General features: G+C 60.0%; 17 protein-coding genes. 12 read left to right on the top strand and 5 right to left on the bottom strand.

Translation table 11 applies throughout. From position 1 onward, the window contains the following. The 3 genes from IVA95_RS23905 to IVA95_RS23895 form a co-directional block, all read right to left on the bottom strand. On the bottom strand, positions 1–741 hold the full coding sequence (locus IVA95_RS23905) for a methyltransferase domain-containing protein (RefSeq protein ID WP_247512709.1): 741 nt from the start codon (positions 739–741) through the stop codon (positions 1–3). A 30-nt stretch (positions 742–771) separates the two neighbouring features. Further along, entirely contained in the window at positions 772–1,434 is a 663-nt protein-coding gene (locus IVA95_RS23900; protein ID WP_247512708.1) for a DoxX family protein, read from the bottom strand. A 512-nt stretch (positions 1,435–1,946) separates the two neighbouring features. Beyond that, the gene (locus tag IVA95_RS23895; protein ID WP_247512707.1) at positions 1,947–2,948 is read right to left on the bottom strand and encodes an AraC family transcriptional regulator; all 1,002 of its coding nucleotides are present in this window, start codon (positions 2,946–2,948) and stop codon (positions 1,947–1,949) included. Between the two features lie 144 nt (positions 2,949–3,092). On the opposite strand from IVA95_RS23895, the gene IVA95_RS23890 reads away from it, so the two are divergent. The 11 genes from IVA95_RS23890 (at position 3,093) to IVA95_RS23840 (ending at position 13,870) form a co-directional block, all read left to right on the top strand. Continuing rightward, positions 3,093–3,614, top strand: a complete 522-nt coding sequence (locus tag IVA95_RS23890) for a helix-turn-helix transcriptional regulator (RefSeq protein ID WP_247512706.1) — start codon at positions 3,093–3,095, stop codon at positions 3,612–3,614. A 448-nt stretch (positions 3,615–4,062) separates the two neighbouring features. Then, complete coding sequence (locus tag IVA95_RS23885; protein WP_247512705.1) at positions 4,063–4,746, top strand: hypothetical protein; 684 nt, start codon at positions 4,063–4,065, stop codon at positions 4,744–4,746. Between the two features lie 66 nt (positions 4,747–4,812). Further along, positions 4,813–6,252, top strand: coding sequence for a DUF1254 domain-containing protein (locus IVA95_RS23880; protein WP_247512704.1), 1,440 nt, complete (start codon positions 4,813–4,815; stop codon positions 6,250–6,252). A 56-nt stretch (positions 6,253–6,308) separates the two neighbouring features. Continuing rightward, positions 6,309–7,742, top strand: coding sequence for a DUF1254 domain-containing protein (locus tag IVA95_RS23875; protein WP_247512703.1), 1,434 nt, complete (start codon positions 6,309–6,311; stop codon positions 7,740–7,742). A gap of 139 nt (positions 7,743–7,881) precedes the next feature. Beyond that, positions 7,882–9,387 (top strand): DUF1254 domain-containing protein, encoded by a 1,506-nt coding sequence (locus IVA95_RS23870; RefSeq protein ID WP_247512734.1) that lies wholly within the window; start codon positions 7,882–7,884, stop codon positions 9,385–9,387. Between the two features lie 77 nt (positions 9,388–9,464). Further along, entirely contained in the window at positions 9,465–10,277 is an 813-nt protein-coding gene (locus IVA95_RS23865; protein WP_247512702.1) for a DUF2092 domain-containing protein, read from the top strand. Then, positions 10,274–10,567 (top strand): hypothetical protein, encoded by a 294-nt coding sequence (locus IVA95_RS23860; RefSeq protein ID WP_247512701.1) that lies wholly within the window; start codon positions 10,274–10,276, stop codon positions 10,565–10,567. Before IVA95_RS23865 ends, IVA95_RS23860 begins: the two co-directional genes overlap by 4 nt. A 136-nt stretch (positions 10,568–10,703) precedes the next feature. Further along, positions 10,704–11,048: an HdeA/HdeB family chaperone gene (locus IVA95_RS23855; RefSeq protein ID WP_247512700.1), complete on the top strand. Its 345-nt coding sequence runs from the start codon at positions 10,704–10,706 to the stop codon at positions 11,046–11,048. Positions 11,049–11,073: 25 nt separating this feature from the next. Then, positions 11,074–11,508 (top strand): DUF2721 domain-containing protein, encoded by a 435-nt coding sequence (locus tag IVA95_RS23850; RefSeq protein ID WP_247512699.1) that lies wholly within the window; start codon positions 11,074–11,076, stop codon positions 11,506–11,508. Positions 11,509–11,628: 120 nt separating this feature from the next. Then, positions 11,629–12,738: a biotin/lipoyl-binding protein gene (locus tag IVA95_RS23845; RefSeq protein WP_247512698.1), complete on the top strand. Its 1,110-nt coding sequence runs from the start codon at positions 11,629–11,631 to the stop codon at positions 12,736–12,738. 58 nt (positions 12,739–12,796) lie between these two features. Further along, positions 12,797–13,870, top strand: coding sequence for a transporter (locus IVA95_RS23840; RefSeq protein ID WP_247512697.1), 1,074 nt, complete (start codon positions 12,797–12,799; stop codon positions 13,868–13,870). Positions 13,871–14,425: 555 nt separating this feature from the next. Here IVA95_RS23840 and IVA95_RS23835 read toward each other — a convergent pair. After that, on the bottom strand, positions 14,426–15,628 hold the full coding sequence (locus IVA95_RS23835; protein ID WP_247512696.1) for a site-specific integrase: 1,203 nt from the start codon (positions 15,626–15,628) through the stop codon (positions 14,426–14,428). 691 nt (positions 15,629–16,319) lie between these two features. Beyond that, positions 16,320–16,763, bottom strand: coding sequence for a hypothetical protein (locus tag IVA95_RS23830; protein ID WP_247512695.1), 444 nt, complete (start codon positions 16,761–16,763; stop codon positions 16,320–16,322). A 653-nt stretch (positions 16,764–17,416) separates the two neighbouring features. Here IVA95_RS23830 and IVA95_RS23825 point away from each other — a divergent pair. Continuing rightward, positions 17,417–19,633, top strand: coding sequence for a TonB-dependent siderophore receptor (locus IVA95_RS23825; protein ID WP_247512694.1), 2,217 nt, complete (start codon positions 17,417–17,419; stop codon positions 19,631–19,633). Positions 19,634–19,711: the final 78 nt, after the last annotated feature.

The raw sequence follows: 19,711 nt of genomic DNA, 5'->3' as shown, positions 1-19,711 counted from the left end.
TCAGCGAGCGCCGGCACCCCGGCAAGCAACGATGTCCCGGGGGGCTTTTCGATCCCGTGGCTCCGGTGGCGAAAACACCGCCAGGTATCCGCCGTCGCCTGCGAGCTGATGTGTGGCGACCTCGCGATAGCCAACGGCGCTCAGTTCGCAACGTAACAGTTCGATTGGCGTGCCATGCTCCGACGTCGGACGCTCGAGGTCGACAATTCCGACCCGCGCGCCCCGCTTCAGGGCGGGCGCCAGATTGTAGAGGAAGGCATAGGGCTGAGCTATTTCGTGATACACGTGCACAAGGATGGCAACGTCGAGCGAGGAAGCGGGAAGGCGCGGGTCGTGTGGTTTGCCCAGCGCGAATGTGACATTTGTCAGCCTCAGGCGTTGCGTTCGCCTGGCGAGCGCGATGAGGTAACTTCGCGTGACGTCCTGGGCGATGACGGAGCCGGTGGGACCGACGAGACGGGAGAGACGGACCGTGTGGTAGCCGGCGCCGGCACCAATGTCGCCGACTGTCATGCCTGGCTTGAGTTCGAGAAGGCGGGCGATCTCACCGGCCTCATTCAATGAATCGCGGTGCTCCTCGGAGGCGCGGCTCGGGCTGACGATCTGCGCAACCGGGCGCTGAGCCGCGGGAAACTCCTTTGCAGGGACACCCGGCGGAGCCAGATAGCCAATGTCAGCGGCGTGTCCGCAACTTGCGCCCAGACCCACAAGGAGCGTCAGTGCGCGGGCCAGTGCCATCATCTGCTCGTCTCCCAGGCAAAACGATAACGATTAACCGGCGATGTTGAAGAACCGGCCAATAAGTCCCTTCCCATCGCGCACGACGGGCACGTTGCGCCGCAACCAGGCATCAAGGCCGAGATTGCGGCCGGCGCCCTCGAGCACAAACAGGAACATCAGCATGGCCAGAAACATGTACGACCACGGCCACTCGGCCGGATCGCCCGGCCGATAGATGCCGAGCCAGAGTTGCAGCGTATAGGCGACAGCCAGCACGCCTACGAATCGTACCGCAAGCCCGAGGATCATCGATGCAGCGAACGTCAGCTCGGCAAGAAAAACAATTGGTCCAAAGACGCTCATGTAAGGCAACACAATATCCTTCACGAAGGTGCCGTGAAACTCGAACGCGGCGCGGGTCGTTTCCTGTTCGGTCCAGTATCGCAGACCGTCGGACACGGGCAGCGGCAGTTTCCACAACATGCCCTCGAACCACATGCAGCCGATCAGGACCCGGACCAGCCAGATTCCAAGATGTCGGCCGTTACGTTGCGCCGAATCCTCCCGCCAATTCTGGAAGGCCACTGCAATGCCGGCGAGCAGCAGCGCCCAGAACAGCGCCAGGATCAGAAAGCGCCAGTTTCCCAGACGGAGATAATCACTGGTAGCTGCGGTCAGGAACTGCCAGACATCAGTGAAAGGATTTTTGGGCATTTGCGCGTGCTCCAAAGAATTGAATAGCTGATCTGCCCATCGGCCAGCTGGCGCACCGCCGCGCGGGCGATTGAGGGGCCTACCAGGTTACTACGCCATGGAACGTGTGGTTATTACGCAGAAGGCGGCATCAAAACCCTTAGGCGCCCGTACCTCGTTCGGGGAAGGCTTCCTTGTCCCAGCCTAAGAGACCGCGTGGCGCGGTGATTACGAAAACAGGCTCAGCAAACCACTGATTTCGCTGGTGGGCCCGGCAGGACTCGAACCTGCAACCAGACCGTTATGAGCGGGAGGACAATGGTCAGCTTCGTTGATATTGCTGCGCTTCCGTTCGGATTTGATTGGGTTCGTTGCGTTTTGGTGAGGTCGTTTCTGGTGCGAAACTGGTGCGGTCCATGGCCATCCGTTTAGAGGGGCATGCGGCGCAAAGCTTGGCGAAGAGAAGCTGTGCGGAGAAAAGAAGTCTTTCAGAGCTTCGCACGGCGATCGACGCTCCTGCGGGACTCCCATCGCTAGGCTCCCGACGAGTTTTCCCGAAACTCGCGCGGCGTTATGCCGGCCATGCGGCGGAAGGCACGGGCAAAGTGAGCCGGGTCGGTGTAACCGGTAGCAAAGGCCACGTCGATGATCCTGGCGTCCGTCTTGCGCAGCAACTCGGCACCTTTCTCGAACCGGACCTGATCGAGCAAACGAGAGTATGTCAATCCTGCGCTTGCGAGTTCGCGCTGAAGGCTTCTCACGCTGGTCCCGGCGATCTCTGCCACCTCGGCGATGCCGAGAGGGCGCTCATCTAGGTATGACGGAAGCATCATCTTGAGCGCTGTTACGGTATCGGTGCCGATGCGCCGAAATTCGCGCTCCGACGGGCCTGATGCCGCGGACTTCGCCGGATTGGGTAAGCTCAGCAGCGAAATAGGCAAATCGATCCATGAGACCTTCTGACCCGACAGGAAGCGGGTGTGGGGCCACCGGGATTGGGTCTCGGAACCAGGCGTGTATCGAGCTTCAAAGGCGATGGTCGCCGGCGCCCAGTTCGGCCCTGCGAACTGGCGGATGACGTAGACCATCATCACGTTCTGCACCCATTGCGTATGCTCGAGATGCAGCGTTCCGGCAGTTCCGGAGATGCTGTTGCAAACCCTCAAGCGGTCATCATGACGTTCAAGCCAATAACGGACGAAGTTGTCTTCGATCTGGATGAGCCGACACCACTGCTCCAACACGGTAAACAACGTCGGCGCGTGGCGAACCGCAGCTTGAAGTTGGTCGCTCAGATGACCAAAGTGCATTCGTTGGATGGCTCGAAATCCAAGATCCGCAATCCCCTGCGATGTCTGTACAGTCGTTGCGAACTGAAGCGCGGGAATGAGCGGGAAATAGTCATTGGGCTTCTGTTCGGGATGCGCAGGCAGGCCGAACCTGCCCAGCATCCGTTCAGCCGGGGCGCCGACATCGTTCAAAACATCAACGAAAGGTGCAAGCAGGGCGCAGCGCGCCAGGACAATGGCCTTCATGGTCGTGCCGCCGGGACGTCACGGTTTTCCGCTGTCCCGGCCCTCCCAAGGTGATGCAACCGCGCCTTGCTCCTGATACTACTTTAGACTGAGTCCAGGATCAACCTTTCCACGCTGCGCCGCAGCATCAGTCCGGTGCTAGCCTTGGCAACAGCCGGCGAAGTCGAATTTTGGCACGCGATGGCCATACGGCACGGCGTTTTCCGCGTAAACATTCGCGAATCTGTCGGAAGAGGCGAGGTTTCGCGCCATATCATGAAGCGAGTCTGCACGCCGTCCCGATACGCTGTCCGGGCGGCCATCGCCGCGTCGCTGCGCCAGGACGGTGCGATGCTGCCGCAAACGGCGCGCCGGCTCGGCATAAGTGCCCGCTCGCTTCAGCGCCGCCTCGCCGACATGGGCACCACCTACGCCGAACTCGTCGCGGAAGTCCGGCTCGACACCGCGTGCCATCTGCTCGCGGAATCGGACGAAAACATCGCCGACATCGCTGCGCGTTTGGGTTTCGCAGGTGCCAGCAGCTTCAGCCGCAGCTTCGTGCGCTTGATGAAGATCCAACCCATTGTCTATCGGCGACAACAGTCAGCCCGGAAGAGTGGCACGAAATACGGTCCTGTTGCCCGGAAGCCGGCAGGCAAGCGCCTCTCAGTACCTCGAAATGGTTAACTCAACCTCGGAATGATTGGCGCGAAATGGCAAGACGCCGCGACGTCGACAGATCATTCTGCACGCTGGTGCGAGTGTGCCTTGATCTTTGTCAATGAGCTGGGGAGCGCGTGATGCAGGCATTGGGACGGCCGCCGGTACCTATCCGGTTCGGCACGGCCCACGAAGGAGACGAGCGACAGGCAGCGCCTGGAAATTTCCCGGAAAGAGTCTGTTCGTGCGGCGGCGCGGCATTTTCCCGGCATTGAGCTTGCTGTCACATTTGGTCGGCAACTTCTGTGCGAGTTTGAAACGAAGATTCCAGCGCACTGGTCTTGATTTTCTGCGGACGCCCACACGGCGTTTCATGCAAACGATGTTGTACGTCTTTTACGCGAGCTCTCGCGGCTGACGCGAGAGTGCTACCAAAGCGATCGATCAAGCTTTTTGTAACAGGAGTGGAAGTCACATGCGCATCACAAAACTGAATCGGGTTTTCGCAATGCTCGCCTTGGCCACGACGTTTTGCGGCGCCAATGCGTCGCTCGCCCAGAACGCGGCGGCACCGTCTTCCATGAAGACAATCGGCACGCCGGCAGCCGCAGCCAAGCCCGAGATCGTGCCGTCGCTGTTCGTGCTCAACTCCCGCGGCGCCACGTTGCAAGGCGACACACTCACTTTGACCGGCGTATCGCCCAGCTCGATCATATTTGCCGACCGTCCAGTACGGTCCGCAGGCCACCAGGCGACCGCTGACGTGATCGCGGAGTGGGGATCGGGTGACGACAGTTTCACCAAAAATCCCCCCAACGCGACCGTCTCCGTGTTCGGCAAGGATGGCTCGGTAAAGGACGCCGTCGTCGTCCTGAAAAATCCGAAGCTCGAAGGCGACAAGCTCACGTTCAACGTTCAGACCCTGGAGGGAGATGTCGCCGGCGCTGACGGTGGGGCCGCACTCTTCATCGACATCATCGGGCGGCCGTTCACGCCGCTGTCGTTTGCCGGCGTTGCCCGCCGTAGCGCGTTCCGTGGCGCGATGTATGCAGGCGCCGCAGGCGCCGCCGCATATGGCGCGGCAGCCTATGCCGCACCGTATGCATATCCCTACGCTCGTCCGGCCTGCGGCTATTACCCTTATCCGCCCTGCTATTGAACGCCGGCGCTTTGGCGCTGGCATCCGACCGCACAAAACAACGACGATGATAAAGGAGAGCATCCCATGTTGACGAAACGCGATCTGCTTCGCTCTGCTGCGATGACTGCGCTCGCCGTCACGGCGGTGAAGTCCACCCCGGCAATTGCGCAGAACAAAGCCGATTGGCCCAGGCTGTTAGAGGCCAAGGACATCGCCGAGCAAGGGTTCATCTTCGGCCTGCCGATCGTGATGAACTATGCCGTCATGTACGAGTACGCGGTAGATCGCAATTCGGGGCAGTTCAAGGCGCCGTTCAATGAGATCAAGAACGAGCCCAACGTTTACACCTACAAGGACACGGCAATCGTCACGCCGAACAGCGACACGCCCTATTCCTTCGTGTGGCTGGATTTGCGGGCGGAGCCGGTGGTGCTCTCGGTGCCGGCGGTCGACCCGAAGCGCTACTACTCGGTCATGCTCTGCGACGGCAATACCTACAATTACGGCTATATCGGCACCCGCGCCACAGGGAGCGAGGCCGGCGACTACATGGTGGTCGGGCCCGACTGGAAGGGCGACACCCCGGCGGGCATCAAGCAGGTGTTTCGATCGAGCACACAGTTTGCCCTCGCAGGCTATCGCACCCAGCTTTTCGGCCCGGATGATCTCGACAACGTCAAGAAGGTGCAAGCTGGCTACAAGGTGCAGATGCTCTCGGCCTATCTGAAGCAGACGCCGCCAGCGGCCTCGCCCAAGATCGACTTCCCCAAGATCGACAAGGAACTCGTGAAGACCAACTTCTTCGATTACCTCGATTTCGCGCTGCAATTCGCGCCGGAACAGAGTAACGAGAAGGAGATACGCGCCAAGCTGGCACGCATCGGCGTCGGGCCGGGCAAGACCCTCAACTTCAAGGACCTGCCACTGGAGCATAAGCTGGAGCTTGGCCTCGGCATGAAGGAGGGCCAGCGGAAGGTCGACGAGGCCGTCGCAAATGCCGGCAAGGCGATCAATGGCTGGCGGGTTAGCGGTCTTCCGGGTGATAGCGCCCACTACAATGGTGACTGGTTGAAGCGTGCCGTCGCCGCTCAGGCCGGCATCTATGGTAATGACCCGGCGGAAGCGACCTATCCGTTCACGCGCGTTGACAGCGACGGCCAGACGCTCGACGGCAGCAAGCACAATTACACACTGACCTTCCCGGCGGGACAACTGCCGCCGGTGAACTCCTTCTGGTCGGTGACCATGTATGACGGCAAGAGCCAGCTCCTGATCAAGAACCCGATCAACCGCTACCTCATCAACTCGCCGATGTTGCCGGGTATGAAGAAGAACGAGGATGGCTCGCTCACCCTCTACATCCAGAAAGACAGCCCCGGCGCGGACAAGGAAGCAAATTGGCTGCCTGCGCCCAATGACACGATCTATCTCGTGATGCGCCTGTACTGGCCGAAGACCGAAGCGCCGTCCATCCTGCCGGCCGGCGAAGGCACCTGGCAGCCGCCCGGCATCAAGCGGGTTTGACAGACGTCCGAATGCAGATCGATTCGGCAATTCAATCGAGTTAAGGAGTAGTGCGAATGTTGACGAAGCGAGATTTACTTCGTTCCACCGTGGCGATCGCCGCCGGCGCGGCGATTGCCAGGCCAAGCCTGCTGATGGCGCAGAGCTATCCCGGCATCATCGAGGCCAAGGACATCGCCGAAACCGGATTCATCTACGGCCTGCCGATCGTGATGAACTACGGCACCATGTACGAATTTGCCGTTGATCGGAATTCGGGGCAGTTCAAGGCGCCGTTCAACCAGATCAACAACTTATCCCACGTCGCTACTTATAAAGATACCGCCGTCATTACGCCGAACAGCGACACGCCCTATTCGATTTTGTGGGTGGACCTGAGGGCGGAGCCGATAGTGGTTTCGGTCCCGGCGGTGGACTCAAAGCGCTACTACGCTGTCCAGCTTATCGACGGCAACACATTCAACTACGGTTATATCGGCAGCCGCGCCACTGGAAGCGAGGCTGGCGACTACATGGTCGTCGGACCGGAGTGGAAGGGAGCAACTCCCGCCGGAGTCAAGAAAGTGTTCCAGTCGACCACGCAGTTTTCGTTCGTTCTCTTCCGCACCCAGCTTTTTGATCCGGGCGACATCGACAACGTGATGAAGCTGCAAGCCGGCTATAAGGCGCAGCCGCTTTCCGCCTATCTGAAGCAGCCGGCGCCGCCCGCTTCGCCGGCCGTGAATTTTCCGAAGATCGACAAGGAACTCGCAAAAACGAACTTCTTCGAGTATCTCGATTTCTGCCTGCAGTTCGCGCCGGCGCTCGAGAGCGAGAAGGATATCCGCGCGAAGCTTGCGCGCATCGGTGTCGGGCCGGGAAAGACGTTCAGCTTCAAGGATCTCCCGCTTGAGCACAAGGCGGAGATTCTCGTCGGAATGAAGCAAGGCGAACGAAAAGTCGACGAGGCCGTCGCAAAGGGCGGCGTATCGCTCAACGGATGGCAGGTCAACTCCTTCTTTGGCAATGCCGCGTTCTACAATGGCGACTGGCTGAAACGCGCCGCGGGCGCCAAGGCGGGCATCTACGGTAACGATTCGGTCGAGGCGGTCTATCCGATCACGCGCGTCGACGACGACGGCAAGTCGCTCGACGGCAGCAAGCACAACTACACGCTGACCTTCCCGGCCGATCAATTGCCGCCGGTCAACGCCTTCTGGTCGGTGACGATGTACGATGGCAAGACGCAGCTTTTGATCGAGAATCCGATCAACCGCTATCTGATCAATTCGCCGATGCTGCCGACCATGAAGAAGAACGCCGACGGGTCGCTGACGCTGTACATCCAGCACAAGTCGCCGGGTGCGGACAAGGAATCGAACTGGCTGCCGGCGCCGAACGGCCCGATTTATACGGTCATGCGGCTCTACTGGCCGAAAACAGAAGCGCCTTCAATTCTGCCGATCGGCAAAGGGGCGTGGCAGCCGCCCGGTATCCATGCGGCGCAATAATTGTCCCTGACCCCGCTGATGCGCGGTGCCGGATCAGGCGCCGCGCAGCCCGGACTGCAACAAAGGATGAAGCACAATGAAACGCTACCTGAGATTGTCCGGCGCTACTCTTGCAGTGGCTGTAGACGAGGAGAGAGCCGTGATGCGCGCGACGCGACTGCTTTGCGCCACCGTTGCGGTGGTACTGATGGGCTTGGGCGCCGCTTCCGCACAGACCTACAAGATGACGACACCCATCGCGCCGGGCGTCGCCGTGCCGGATAAAATCGAGTCCTCGATCGGGACGCTGAATCTCAATTACGGCTACCCGTCGGCCGATACCGTCGACAAGATCTACGACAACCTGGACCGTTCGCGCGCGCTCCAAGCTTATCTGCTGGCGATTCCGATCGTCAATCAGGCAGGCATGCGCGACTCGCTGCGCAAGTTCGGACCCGATAACCAGGCCAACGTGATCTGGGAAAATCTGCTCGATTCGAAGACAGTCGCCCTGACTGGCAACGACAACACGATCTACAACTTCATGTGGGTCGACACCAGCAAGGGACCGCTGGTGGCCGAGATTCCGCCCAAAGTGCTGGGGATGATCGACGACTTCTGGTACAAGTGGGTGGCCGACATCGGCATCACCGGGGCCGACAAGGGCGAGGGCGGCAAATACCTCCTGTTGCCGCCTGGATTCAAGGGCGACATACCACCGGGGTATCACGTTTTGCGGCCGAGCACTTTCGGCAGCTACCTCGTATTTCGCGCCTTCGTTGTGGACGGCTCCACTCAACCTGCGGTCGATTCGGTCAAGAAGAACCTGCGGATCTATCCCTTGGCCGAGGCCGCCAACCCGCCGCCGATGAAATTCGTCAATGCTTCCGGCATTCCCTCGAACTTCGTCTCGCCGGGTGACTACTCGTTCTGGAGTCTGTTGAACCAGGTCATCCAGGAAGAGCCGGCGGACGGTTCCGATCCAACCACCTTGGGCCTGTTCGCCTCGATCGGCATCGTCAAGGGCCAGCCCTTCAATCCCGATGAGCGGATGAAGAAGATCTTGACCGACGCCGCCAACATCGGCGCCGTGACGGCGCGGACGATCGCCTTCAAGATTCGCGCGAAGGATGCGTATTTCTATCCGGACAGTACGTGGCGCCTGCCGTTTTTCGGCGGCTACAAGTTCGAGGTGGCGCCCGGTGTCAGCAACCTGGACGGTGCTGTCTTCTACTATTACTTCGCCATTGCCGTGACGCCGGCGATGGAGGAAAAGATGGTGGGCCGGGGCTCGCAATATCCCTGGTCGGTGCAGGATGCGAAGGGCAATCCCTTTGATGGCGGCAACACTTACAAGCTGCGCCTGCCGCCAAATATCCCGGTCAAGGATTTCTGGTCGGTCATCGTCTACGACAACCAGACCCGCTCGATGGTGCAAACCGACCAGCAAGCCCCGAGCGTCAGTAGCCAGAACAAGGGAGTCAAGGTCAATACAGACGGCTCGGTGGATGTCTATTTCGGACCCAGGGCCCCGGCGGGAATGGAGAACAACTGGGTGCAGACGATTCCGGGCAAGGGCTGGTTCATGATCCTTCGCCTCTACGGTCCGCTGGAGCCATGGTTCGACAAGACATGGAAGCCGGGCGAGATCGAGTTCGTGAACTGAACGTGTCGCGTAAGGATCGATCTTGGCCACGCATTTTTGATAGCGATGTGGCCGCTGAACAAACAAGGGAAAAACCAATGAAGATGCAGGACGCAGCAGACAACGCGATCGGCCGAGTGGCACGATGGCCGATCTTGGTCGGCACGATCTTGACTATGGGCGCTTCGCTCGTGCCTGAGGCTCGGGCGCAAGGCGGCGACGCCGACAAGCTTCTCAAGGCGATGTCGGACTACGTTGCGAGCCAGAAGGCGGTGTCGGTCACATTCGACTCCGATATCGAGGTGATTACCTCCAATCTGCAGAAAATCCAGTTCACGAGTTCGGGCCAGGTACAACTGAGCCGTCCCGACAAGCTTCGCGCCACCCGCACGGGGGGATACCGTGACATCGAGATTGTGTTCGACGGCAAGATGCTCACCGTGAGCAACAAGGACAGCAAGGATTACGCCCAGATCGATGCCCCGGGGACGGCCGATCAATTGATCGACGTATTGCGCGACAAGCACGGCGTCGTCGCTCCGGGCGCCGATCTCCTGCTTTCCAACGTCTACGACGTGATGATGGCCGACGTTATCGAAGGCACTGTGATCGGCAAGGGCGTCATCGACGGCGTCGAATGCGATCATTTGGCGTTCCGTAACTTGGAAACCGACTGGCAGATATGGATCGAGTCCGGCGCCAAGCCAATCCCGCGCAAATACGTGATTACCAGCAAGGGCATCGGCGAGGCGCCGCAATACACGCTGCGCATCAAGGAATGGAAGACAGACCTGCCGGCGGATGCCTTTGCATTCAAGCCGGATACATCCGCCAAGAAGATCGCGCTTGGCGATCTCGGTGACATCGATGAAGTGCCGCAGGGCGTTGCGAAAACAGGAGCAAAGAAATGACCGAGATATCAAAAACGTTCTTCCATTTCTCGATAGCCACCGTTCTTGGCGGCGCAGCCTTGTTGTGGAGCGGGCAACTGCCGCTGGATCCGCAATCATCGCTGATTTCGTCCGCCGAAGCCCGGATCGGGCGCCCGCTGACGCCGATGAGTTATGCCGGCGTCGCGCGGCGCACCACGCGTCGGGCCGTCGCGGTTGGCGCGGCTGCGGCTGGCGCAGCGGTGGTGGTCGCACCTGCATGCAGGCAGGTGGCGGATGCCTACGGCAGGATTGTCACGGTCTGCCCGTAAGCCTGCCTTGCACAGGGCCGGAGCGCGGGGTGACCGCGCCCCGATGCTCCGAAATTGTGCTGACGGCGCCGGTCAGTCGACCGTTCCGGAAATTGAGACGCAACATCGGTAGGGAGAAAAATTCAGTGATCGGAAAATGTTTCATCTTATGCTGCGGGGTTATCGTCCTTGCAGGACCCGCTTACGCACAGGTCGAACTCAAGACCTATGCGAACCCGACGGTTACGTCGACGTTCAGAAACTGACTTGCGCACAACTCGCAAACACCTTTCAGGAAGACGCTGATTACCTCACCGCCTGGTACAGCGGCTGGTACAACGGCCTCGCCAAGAAGCACATGATGCAGGTCAGTCGGGCGAAATCTCTCGAGCACGAGGTCATCGTCCACTGCAAGGCAAATCCCGGCAAGAAAGTCATTGAAGCCATCGACGTGGTCTTTAAGGAGTACAGGGCCGAGAAGGGCATCAAGATGAAGCAGTAATTGAGTTTCGCAGTTGGCGTAACCGATGTTGACAGATACCCCGACCATCAGCCAGCTCTCGCAGGTCATTTCGCAGGCGGCGGCGCCTGCGTTTCTGCTCGGCGCGCTTGCCGCTTTCATCGCCGTGCTGATTTCCCGGCTGAACAGAATCATCGATCGATTGATTTTCCTGAACGCGATCCCCGACCAGGATACGGCGAGGAGCCGGCTCAAGGCCGACCTTCCTCGTCTCACACGACGTGCAGCCATGCTGAACCGGGCAATCTTCTGGGCGGTCGCCGGGAGTATCGCGATCAGCATCCTCATCATCGTCGCATTTGTGACTGCGTTTTTCAGACTTCAGCATGAGCACGGGGTTGCCATCCTGTTCATTGTTGCCCTCGGCGCCTTCACGACGTCGCTGGTCGATTTTGCCCGGGAGGTTAGCATTGCCCTCAGTGAATACGATCACCATGGGTGAGCCGACGCATTCAGATCGTCACCGTAGTCCCGCCGCATGCTGGCCGGGGACCATACTTGAAGCGGAGGCGAGGAATGGCTGCAACGAGCGTTATGGCAAACACCGGCACGGGGGCTGCTCATGCTGATCATCCTGACGCTTTACCTGGTGCTGGTGTGGCTCGCCTTCTCGAAGCTCAAGCTGGTGAGATGGGGGTGGGCATCCGGCACCTTGGCCGTGCTCATGGGCGCGTTGATCCTGGCGGTGTTCATGGCGATGTTCAATTATCTCACGCCGTCGGGCAGTTTTGTCGTGATCTCGCGGGTGGTCGAGGTCGCGCCCAACGTCTCCGGTCAGGTCACCGAAATTCCGGTTCAGACCAACGTGCCTGTGAAGACCGGGACCATCCTCTTCAAGATCGATCCGGCGCCATTCCAGTATAAAGTCGACCAGCTCGAGGCATCGCTGGCCGGGGCCAGACAGCAGGCCTTACAGCTCAAGGCGAACTACGAGCAGGCGAGCGCGACTGTCGAGGGGCTCACCAAGCAACTCGCCTATAACGCCCAGCGCCTCGCCGATATTCAGAAGCTGGCCAGCCAGGCGGTGCAGAGTCTGTTCCACGAACAGGACACCCAGGTTCAGTACGAGACCGTCAGCGCTCAGTTGCTGGCGGCCAAGGCGGCGCAGCAGAGCGCCAAACTGGCGATGGATTCGGAGATCGGCGGCGTCAACACGACCGTAGCGCAAATCCAGGCCCAGCTCGACCAGGCCAAATGGGAGCTGGAGCAGACGGTGATCCGCGCGCCAGGCGACGGCTACGTCACGGTCATGGCCCTGTCCGCCGGCGACCGCGCCACGCAGCATAAAGCGGTGATGTCGTTCATCATCGCGGACCAGATCACCATCGTCGGCATGTTCTCGCCGAACGGATTCCGGACCATCAAGCCCGGAGCGGCGGTCAAGCTGGTGTTCGACAATGACCCCGGCCGCATCCACGATGCGACGATCACGGGAATCCCGCAGGGCGTGGGACAGGGCGAGATTGCCGTTTCCGGGACGCTGGCGCGGGTCGGCTCGATCGGCGGCGTAAAGACCTATCCGGCTGTCATCTCCATACCGAAGGACATCGATCGCAGCCAGCTCAGGCTCGGCATGCCCGGCACAGCCACGGTGTTTGCGGAGAACGCTGGCGTCATCGGCTTGATCATGTCGATCCTGGTCTGGGTCAGTTCGTATGCCGCTTACCTTTGACAACGACAGTGAGCGACGGCCATTTTGGCTGCAGACACGACCAGTTTGGGGGCAGAAAATGACACGCGACACATCGAAACGAAAATCTCGGCGTTGGCTGATCCGCTCAAGTCTCAGCGCGACCATGGCGCTGCTCGGCTGCGTGCCCGAAGCGGCATATGCGGATGAGGGCGGGGTTTCGTACTGGCTCCCCGGCCGGTTCGGCAGCCTCGCGGCGGTCCCCGGGGTGCCGGGCTGGTCAATGGCGGCGGTGTATTATCACACTTCGGTATCTGCATCCGGCGCCACAGCCGCGTCGAGGGAAATCCAGATCGGCAGATTTCCCGCGACAGTCAACACCAGCCTGAATCTGCATCTCAATGCGCAGGGCGATCTCGTGCTGCTCAACCCCACCTACACATTCGCAACGCCGGTGCTGGGCGGACAATTGGCCATTGGCGTAACCGGCCTGTTCGGGCGGTCGAGCGCGGACCTGAGCGGGACGCTGACCGCGGCTCTCGGGCCGCTCGTGATAACGCGCACCGGCACCATCGCCGACTCCATCACATCGGTCGGCGACCTCTATCCGCAGGCGACACTGAAGTGGAACGCCGGCGTCCACAATTTCATGACCTATGTGACCGGGGACATTCCCGTCGGCGCCTATTCGCCAACCCGCCTTGCCAACCTCGGTATCGGCCATGCAGCCATCGACGGCGGCGGCGGCTACACCTACTTCAATCCGCAGACCGGGCTGGAATTTTCCGCCGTTGCGGGCCTCACCTACAATTTCAAGAACAACGACACGCAATATCAGAATGGCATCGATTTCCATTTCGACTGGGGCATGTCGCAATTCCTGTCAAAGCAGGTCTTCGTCGGCTTTGTCGGGTATGGCTATCAGCAGCTCACCGACGACTCCGGGGCCCACCCGATCCTCGGCGGCTTCCGCTCACGGGTATTCGGAATCGGTCCGCAGCTCGGGTATTTGTTTCCGGTCGGCGACATGCAGGGATACCTCAACCTGAAAGCCTACGGCGAGTTCGCCGCGGAGAACCGCCCGGCGGGCTGGAATACCTGGCTGACGTTTTCGATTTCGCCAATGGCGCCCGCGAGCACTGTAGCGCCGACACGGCGAATAGTGACAAAATAGACCTCAAGAAGCCTGCGCGTTGCGGCGTTCCATAGACCGGCAGGATGGCTTCTGCCGCATGTCGGATGCTTACAAACCGGTCAGCAGGCCGTTCGATGAAGGAGGCGCAGCGCATGTTCAGCCGCTTCGTCCGATAGCGCCGCCGAATCTACGATTGCGAAGGTGAGACCGTAGTCAGCGAGACCGGGCGGTCGGGCCAGGACCTAGTCACGGCGCAATGGTGGATTTGTGCCGCTGATTTGCCCGACGTGTCAAATCGGCATCGCGCGAAGCATGCTTGCCGGCGACTGCCCTGCTACTTTGCATGGGGTTGTTTTCGATATTTTGGTTGGGAGCGAGACCGGTCTCGCGGCTGCCTTTCCCGGTGTTGATCGTGGAATGGCTTGCCGAGCCGTAGCTCGCGGGCCGCGCCCGCCTTCGCCCAAGTGGGCTACGGCGCGGCAGCCTTCACTCGCTTCGCGAGCGAAGGCTGGTGGGCCCGGCAGGACTCGAACCTGCAACCAGACCGTTATGAGCGGTGGAAACTCGCTGTATTGCCACTAGAAGTGCCCATTTTCATTGAATTTTGACGACGTTCGTTTTCTTCTTTTCAGTTCGTTTCTGAGGCGAAGCTGAGGCGGTAGGCTTGGCCGTCATCTTGGCAACGGCATCCTTCAGGTGGTCTGGGTGGTGATGCCCGTACACACGCAACAACGTTTCGACGCTCATGCCGAGGTAGCCGGCGGCTTGCCATGGGTCGGTACCGTTCTGCATCAGCCACGTTGCGGCGGTGTGCCGTAGTGTATGCGGCGAAACGCCAGGCCCGAGCTTGGCCAGCGCCACCGCATGTTTGAACGCGGTCTTCACGGAAGATACACCTTCGCCGTTGAACTCGACAAAGTGCCGCGCAATAATCTTGCGCTCCTTCCAACGTCGCAGGTGTGCCAGGAGGCGCGGTGGGATCGGCATCGGCGGCTGCCGTTTGTTAGTCTCCCGCTTTCCCTGGGCGCGTCGGTAGTAGACGCCACGTTCAAGGTCAACAAAGGACCGCCCGATAGCCGCGGTCGGCGATGCTGACGCAATGGCGCCCGCGCGCGTCCCGCTATAGACCCCGATAAGGATGAACCGGGCGAGATGGCGGAGGGGCCGCTTGCTCGTTTCGATCTGCTGCCCTTTATTGGGGCCGCGATGCATAGTCTGTATCTCGCGGGCGCGCCAACACGTCCACATTAGGTGGGCGGCTTCATCGCGAGTCAGCCATCGATCGCGGGCAGGGCCCTTCTTGGGAAGCGTGACCTTCACGATGCCACGGTGCAGCCCTTCCGCCGCATGGTTGGCGATGGCAGCCCTGAGATCCTCAAGATCTCGGCGTGCACCGCCCTTATTGCCGCGGTGTTGTTGGTACTCACGGCACTTGGTCCGGGTCACCTCCGACAACATGAGCTTTCCCCAAAACTCTTTGAGGCGCCCGATCCGATTGAGATACTTCTGAGCGTCGGAGTTCTCGACGTAAAGGTCGGGGCGGTCGTCAATGAAAATCGAAAGCACATCGGCGACGGGAATTTTCTCTAGGTCTTTTTCCTTGCGCGTCGGCGCGTATTTTTTTGCAATATAGTCCTTGAGGACTTGCTCAGCTCCTGCAACTTCGCGTTCAGCGCATCCAGTGGCGAAATATCCCGTGCCGTCCCGGATGACCCAAGTGGCTTGATGGGTGAGCTTTCCGGCCCTGTAGCGGGCTGGTCTGAGGTGGAGTCGGGCACCCTTACTTCTACGCGGCATCGGCCACGCATCCTTTCAATTTCATTGAGAGTCGTAAACGCTTTGCCTGCAATAATCTCGACTGTAAGCCGCCCCCGCTTGGCTTCTCGTCTCAGGCTGCTTTCCGAAATGCTCTGATCCGGAAAGGCGATTGCAGCTGCCACGGACAGCCTCAGCGGTGTATCGGGTCCTACATTCTCGGATGTTAGCGCTGGTTTGCGCAAGGGTCATCTCACAAATGATTCAAGCGAGCAAGCGGCCTGTGCGTAACGTTCCGCGAATGCGTTTGCGCGAGGCGCCGTGTTTGCTCAGGGGCCCCTATCGCATTGCCCAGCGATTCCCGGCTGAAAATCGGTGCGGCTTTGCGATTGTCTATTTTTATGAATCAACTCAAACGCCTTTTTGCTCGTCGATCAATTGCAAGCAGTAGAAAGTTGCGACCTCATAACCCCAGGTCAGCAAAGTGGGATTCATTTCGTATGGCTTGGCGCAGTTAGAGCGATGTGATCATATTTTGGTAATCAATGCCATTTCCATCGTCGCTCCCGAGGAATTCTCGGATTATCGCGCGTTGCGGCCCAATGATGGATTGGAACGAGAGTTCAATTTTTCAATCTGTTAGAAGGCGGCGTGTGCACGATGTGTGCACCGGGAGATCCAGAAAAATCTATTTATGGCAGATTTGAGCGCCCCTGGACTCGACGCGATCTAATTAACGAAAGCAGTGCGGCCGCGACCCAGAGGCCGATTTCGTCTGTCGACTGTGAGCGGACCAGGCGATGATGTCGCCGGCAGAGTAGGATGGTTGTTCCGCGTGTCTCTGAAGAATGCTGATGTCATGGGGCGAGCCGCTCCTTCTCGATCTCCGGGCTTCACGCCTTGGTCGGTCCTTGAGTTCGCTATCGCGTCCTTCCGGCAAATGGGAAACAAACTGCAGGTTCAACGACACCGTTATCGGAAAGAGCATTAATTTTCCGTTCCGAATGACTGCGCCGCCATTCACCGCGTCGCCGCCAGCGGAACAGAAGTTCGTCATACGGTCGGAGCCGTGCGGGCGCGTGCGCTGCTGGATCATCTCCAGACACTCGGCGATAGAGATCGTCCAAGTCAGCAGCGAAGCGAAGCAGAGGCCGACCATGATGGCCTTCACTACCAAGTCGGCCCATCGAACCACCGCGAGAGCTCATCACGTTCCCTTTGATTTGCGCATCTTGCGCTGCTGCAGATGTCGTCGCAATGAGAGCGACGTACAGGAACGAAATGGTGACGTGCAAAGTCAGTCCATGACGAGGTCTGGGAGCGTTCCTGAAAAAGCGAGGCCTATTGCGTTGCCGCGTCCAGGAAAACGCATGGCCTCTGGCGAGAGCGCTCTCGTCTATTTTTCCTGCCAAATTTCAACTGCACTGATTTGGAATCTTCCAAAGCACCTTTAGAAACTTTCCAAACACGGTGTCAGCTGACTCGACTCGTCGATGATTGAGACATTCTAAGTCGCAGCGCACGCATTTGCGTTGCGGTCACCATAGCGTCTCTCTAAAGAGGCGGTGCAGATCGCTAGCGATCGGAGTTTGCCGACAAGGCACAGGCAACCAACGCGGAGTGCGAGTCTGCGGGGGCGCTGATTCACATAAGTGTTGGCCGAGCTCGGACGCGGAGAGCGGATCTTCGATCCACGGTCGTTGCAGGCCGAGCGTAGCACCATTTCACGTTGGGCGCCGTGCTGTTGATGAGGGACTTTCTGGAATGGGACGTGCAGGTGGGATTGGGACGGTAGGTCGCTTCGGTGCGACACTGCTGGGTGGAGTGGCGTTGCTGGCGTGGTTCGAATCGCCCGCTCAATCCCAAACGCCGCAAGGCGGCAACTCCCTTCCACCCGTAACCGTCGATGCTCCGACTCAACAGTCGGCCCGCCGCGCACCGACCAAACGAAATGCCGCCCGGGTCCGATCAACTTCACGGCGCACCACGGCGCCTGGCGCGCCGCAAACCGAAACCGTCGCGGTGCAATCGCAGCCGTCGAAGTCGGGTGTCGTGCCCGCCTTTGCAGGCGGCCAAGTCGCTCAAGGCGGGCGGCTGGGACTGCTCGGAAACACCGACACAATGAAGTCACCGTTCAACGTGACGAGCTATACGGACAAGTTCATCCGGGATCAGCAGGCCGCGACGGCTGCCGATGCCTTGATCCTGGATCCTTCGGTGCGCAGTTCCCACCCGACGGGCGGTGTGGTCGATTCGTTCAACATTCGCGGCTTCCCCGTCAACGAAGGCAACAACGGTGAGTTCGTCTTCGAGGGCCTTTACGGGATCGCGCCGAACTACCGCATCTTCACGGATTACGTTGAGCGCATCGAAGTGCTCAAGGGCCCCTCAGCCGCGCTCTCGGGCATCGCACCCAATGGCGGCGTCGGCGGCGTCATCAATGTTGTGCCTAAGCGTGCGGGAGAGGACTTGACCCGCTTCACCGCGGGTTACGGCTCGGCCGCACGGTTCGGCGGTCACTGGGATATTGCGAGGCGCTACGGCGACAGCAAGGAATGGGGCGTGCGCACCAGCGGCAGCCTGCGCGGCGGCGACACGCCCATTGAGCGCCAGTCCGAAACGACAGGTGTCGGGTCGCTGGCCCTCGACTATCAGGGCGAACGGTTCAGGTCTTGGCTCTACCTCATCGCCCAGACCGATCGGTTCAATGCTCCGTCACGTCCCTTCCTCATGGCACCCGGCCTGCAAGTGCCGAAGGCGCCGGACGGTCGGCTGAACGTGACGCAGCCCTGGGAATGGTCGCGCATCAACGATCAATCGGCCTTGTGGCGCACCGAATACGATGTAAGCGATCAGGTTACGCTGTTCGCCGACGTCGGCGGATCGCGGACCAATGTCGAGCGATTCTTCGGTCTTCCGACGATCATCAACACGAGCGGCGACACGACCTCAACGCCCCAATTCTTTGGCCTGAGCGTTGACCGATACACGTATGATGGCGGCGTCCGCGCCCGCTTCGATACCGGCTTTGTCCACCATGCCGTCGCCTTCCAGGCCTCGGTCTATCACGACGCGCTGTACCGGCGGCTCACCAATGGCAGTCTGGTCGGGTCGAACATCTACAATCCGACCGTGGCGCCAGCTCAGTTCGCAAACGAGATCAGCGGGCGTCCTCGGCTCTCGGACAGTGAACTCACGGGGCTCTCGATTGCCGACACCTTGTGCGTGCTCGATGAGCGTGTCCTGTTGACTTTGGGTGTCCGGCGTCAGGGCGTCGAGGCGAACAATTATCTCTCCAATGTCGGAACACTGACGACATCCTACGACAAGAGCGCGACCACGCCTGTGGTCGGCCTCGTCGTCCGGCCCTTGGACAACGTCTCTCTGTACGCGAACTACATCGAAGGTCTGAGCCGGGGTGACGTAGCGCCACAGGGTACTTCCAATGAAGGTGAAGTGCTCCCGCCCTACATCGCCAAGCAGTACGAGGCCGGCATCAAGGTGGACTTCGGCAGGGTCGCAACCACTTTCAGCGCGTTCGAGATATCGAAGGCGAGCGGCGAGCGGTCCGCCGGGCGCTTTGCGGCGACCGCCGAAACGCAGGTGCGTGGGCTCGAGTTCAACGTCTACGGCGAACTCATGCCCGATGTTCGTGTCCTCGGAGGCGTTTCGCTGCTGGATGGCACCCTGACGAAGACCGCCGTCGCGGCAAACATCGGCAACACGCCGATCGGCGTTCCGAACGTACAGGCCAATATTGGAGCCGAGTGGGATCTGCCGTGGATGAGCGGGCTCACGTTGAATGGCGCAGTCATCTACACGGGCAGGCAGTTCGTCGATACAGCGAACAGACAGCCGATCCCGGATTGGACGCGACTCGATCTCGGCGCCCGCTACACGACGGCGATCAACGGCAGGAAGACGATTTTCCGCGCCAATATCCAGAATGTGACCGGTGAGAGCTACTGGTCCAGCGTGGCCTCATTCGGAACGTTCTTCCTGGGAGCACCGCGCACGTATTTGCTGTCGATGACCGTGGACATGTAATCGCTACTCTTACAATTTGGTGAGACGCTTCATGAATGCTTGTGAAGGCTCGGTCATGGTAGGAGATGTCAGCGCATT

The sequence above is a fragment of the Bradyrhizobium sp. 157 genome, assembly GCF_023073815.1.
Lineage (GTDB): Bacteria > Pseudomonadota > Alphaproteobacteria > Rhizobiales > Xanthobacteraceae > Bradyrhizobium.
Note: the sequence above shows the minus strand (reverse complement) of the source record. Positions and strands in the feature narration are given on the sequence as shown.

Coding starts and splice junctions, on each gene's coding strand:
- IVA95_RS23905 (WP_247512709.1), bottom strand. CDS start 741: ATGATGGCACTGGCCCGCGCACTGACGCTCCTTGTGGGTCTGGGCGCA.
- IVA95_RS23900 (WP_247512708.1), bottom strand. CDS start 1,434: ATGCCCAAAAATCCTTTCACTGATGTCTGGCAGTTCCTGACCGCAGCT.
- IVA95_RS23895 (WP_247512707.1), bottom strand. CDS start 2,948: ATGAAGGCCATTGTCCTGGCGCGCTGCGCCCTGCTTGCACCTTTCGTT.
- IVA95_RS23885 (WP_247512705.1), top strand. CDS start 4,063: ATGCGCATCACAAAACTGAATCGGGTTTTCGCAATGCTCGCCTTGGCC.
- IVA95_RS23880 (WP_247512704.1), top strand. CDS start 4,813: ATGTTGACGAAACGCGATCTGCTTCGCTCTGCTGCGATGACTGCGCTC.
- IVA95_RS23875 (WP_247512703.1), top strand. CDS start 6,309: ATGTTGACGAAGCGAGATTTACTTCGTTCCACCGTGGCGATCGCCGCC.
- IVA95_RS23865 (WP_247512702.1), top strand. CDS start 9,465: ATGAAGATGCAGGACGCAGCAGACAACGCGATCGGCCGAGTGGCACGA.
- IVA95_RS23860 (WP_247512701.1), top strand. CDS start 10,274: ATGACCGAGATATCAAAAACGTTCTTCCATTTCTCGATAGCCACCGTT.
- IVA95_RS23855 (WP_247512700.1), top strand. CDS start 10,704: ATGTTTCATCTTATGCTGCGGGGTTATCGTCCTTGCAGGACCCGCTTA.
- IVA95_RS23850 (WP_247512699.1), top strand. CDS start 11,074: ATGTTGACAGATACCCCGACCATCAGCCAGCTCTCGCAGGTCATTTCG.
- IVA95_RS23845 (WP_247512698.1), top strand. CDS start 11,629: ATGCTGATCATCCTGACGCTTTACCTGGTGCTGGTGTGGCTCGCCTTC.
- IVA95_RS23840 (WP_247512697.1), top strand. CDS start 12,797: ATGACACGCGACACATCGAAACGAAAATCTCGGCGTTGGCTGATCCGC.
- IVA95_RS23835 (WP_247512696.1), bottom strand. CDS start 15,628: ATGCCGCGTAGAAGTAAGGGTGCCCGACTCCACCTCAGACCAGCCCGC.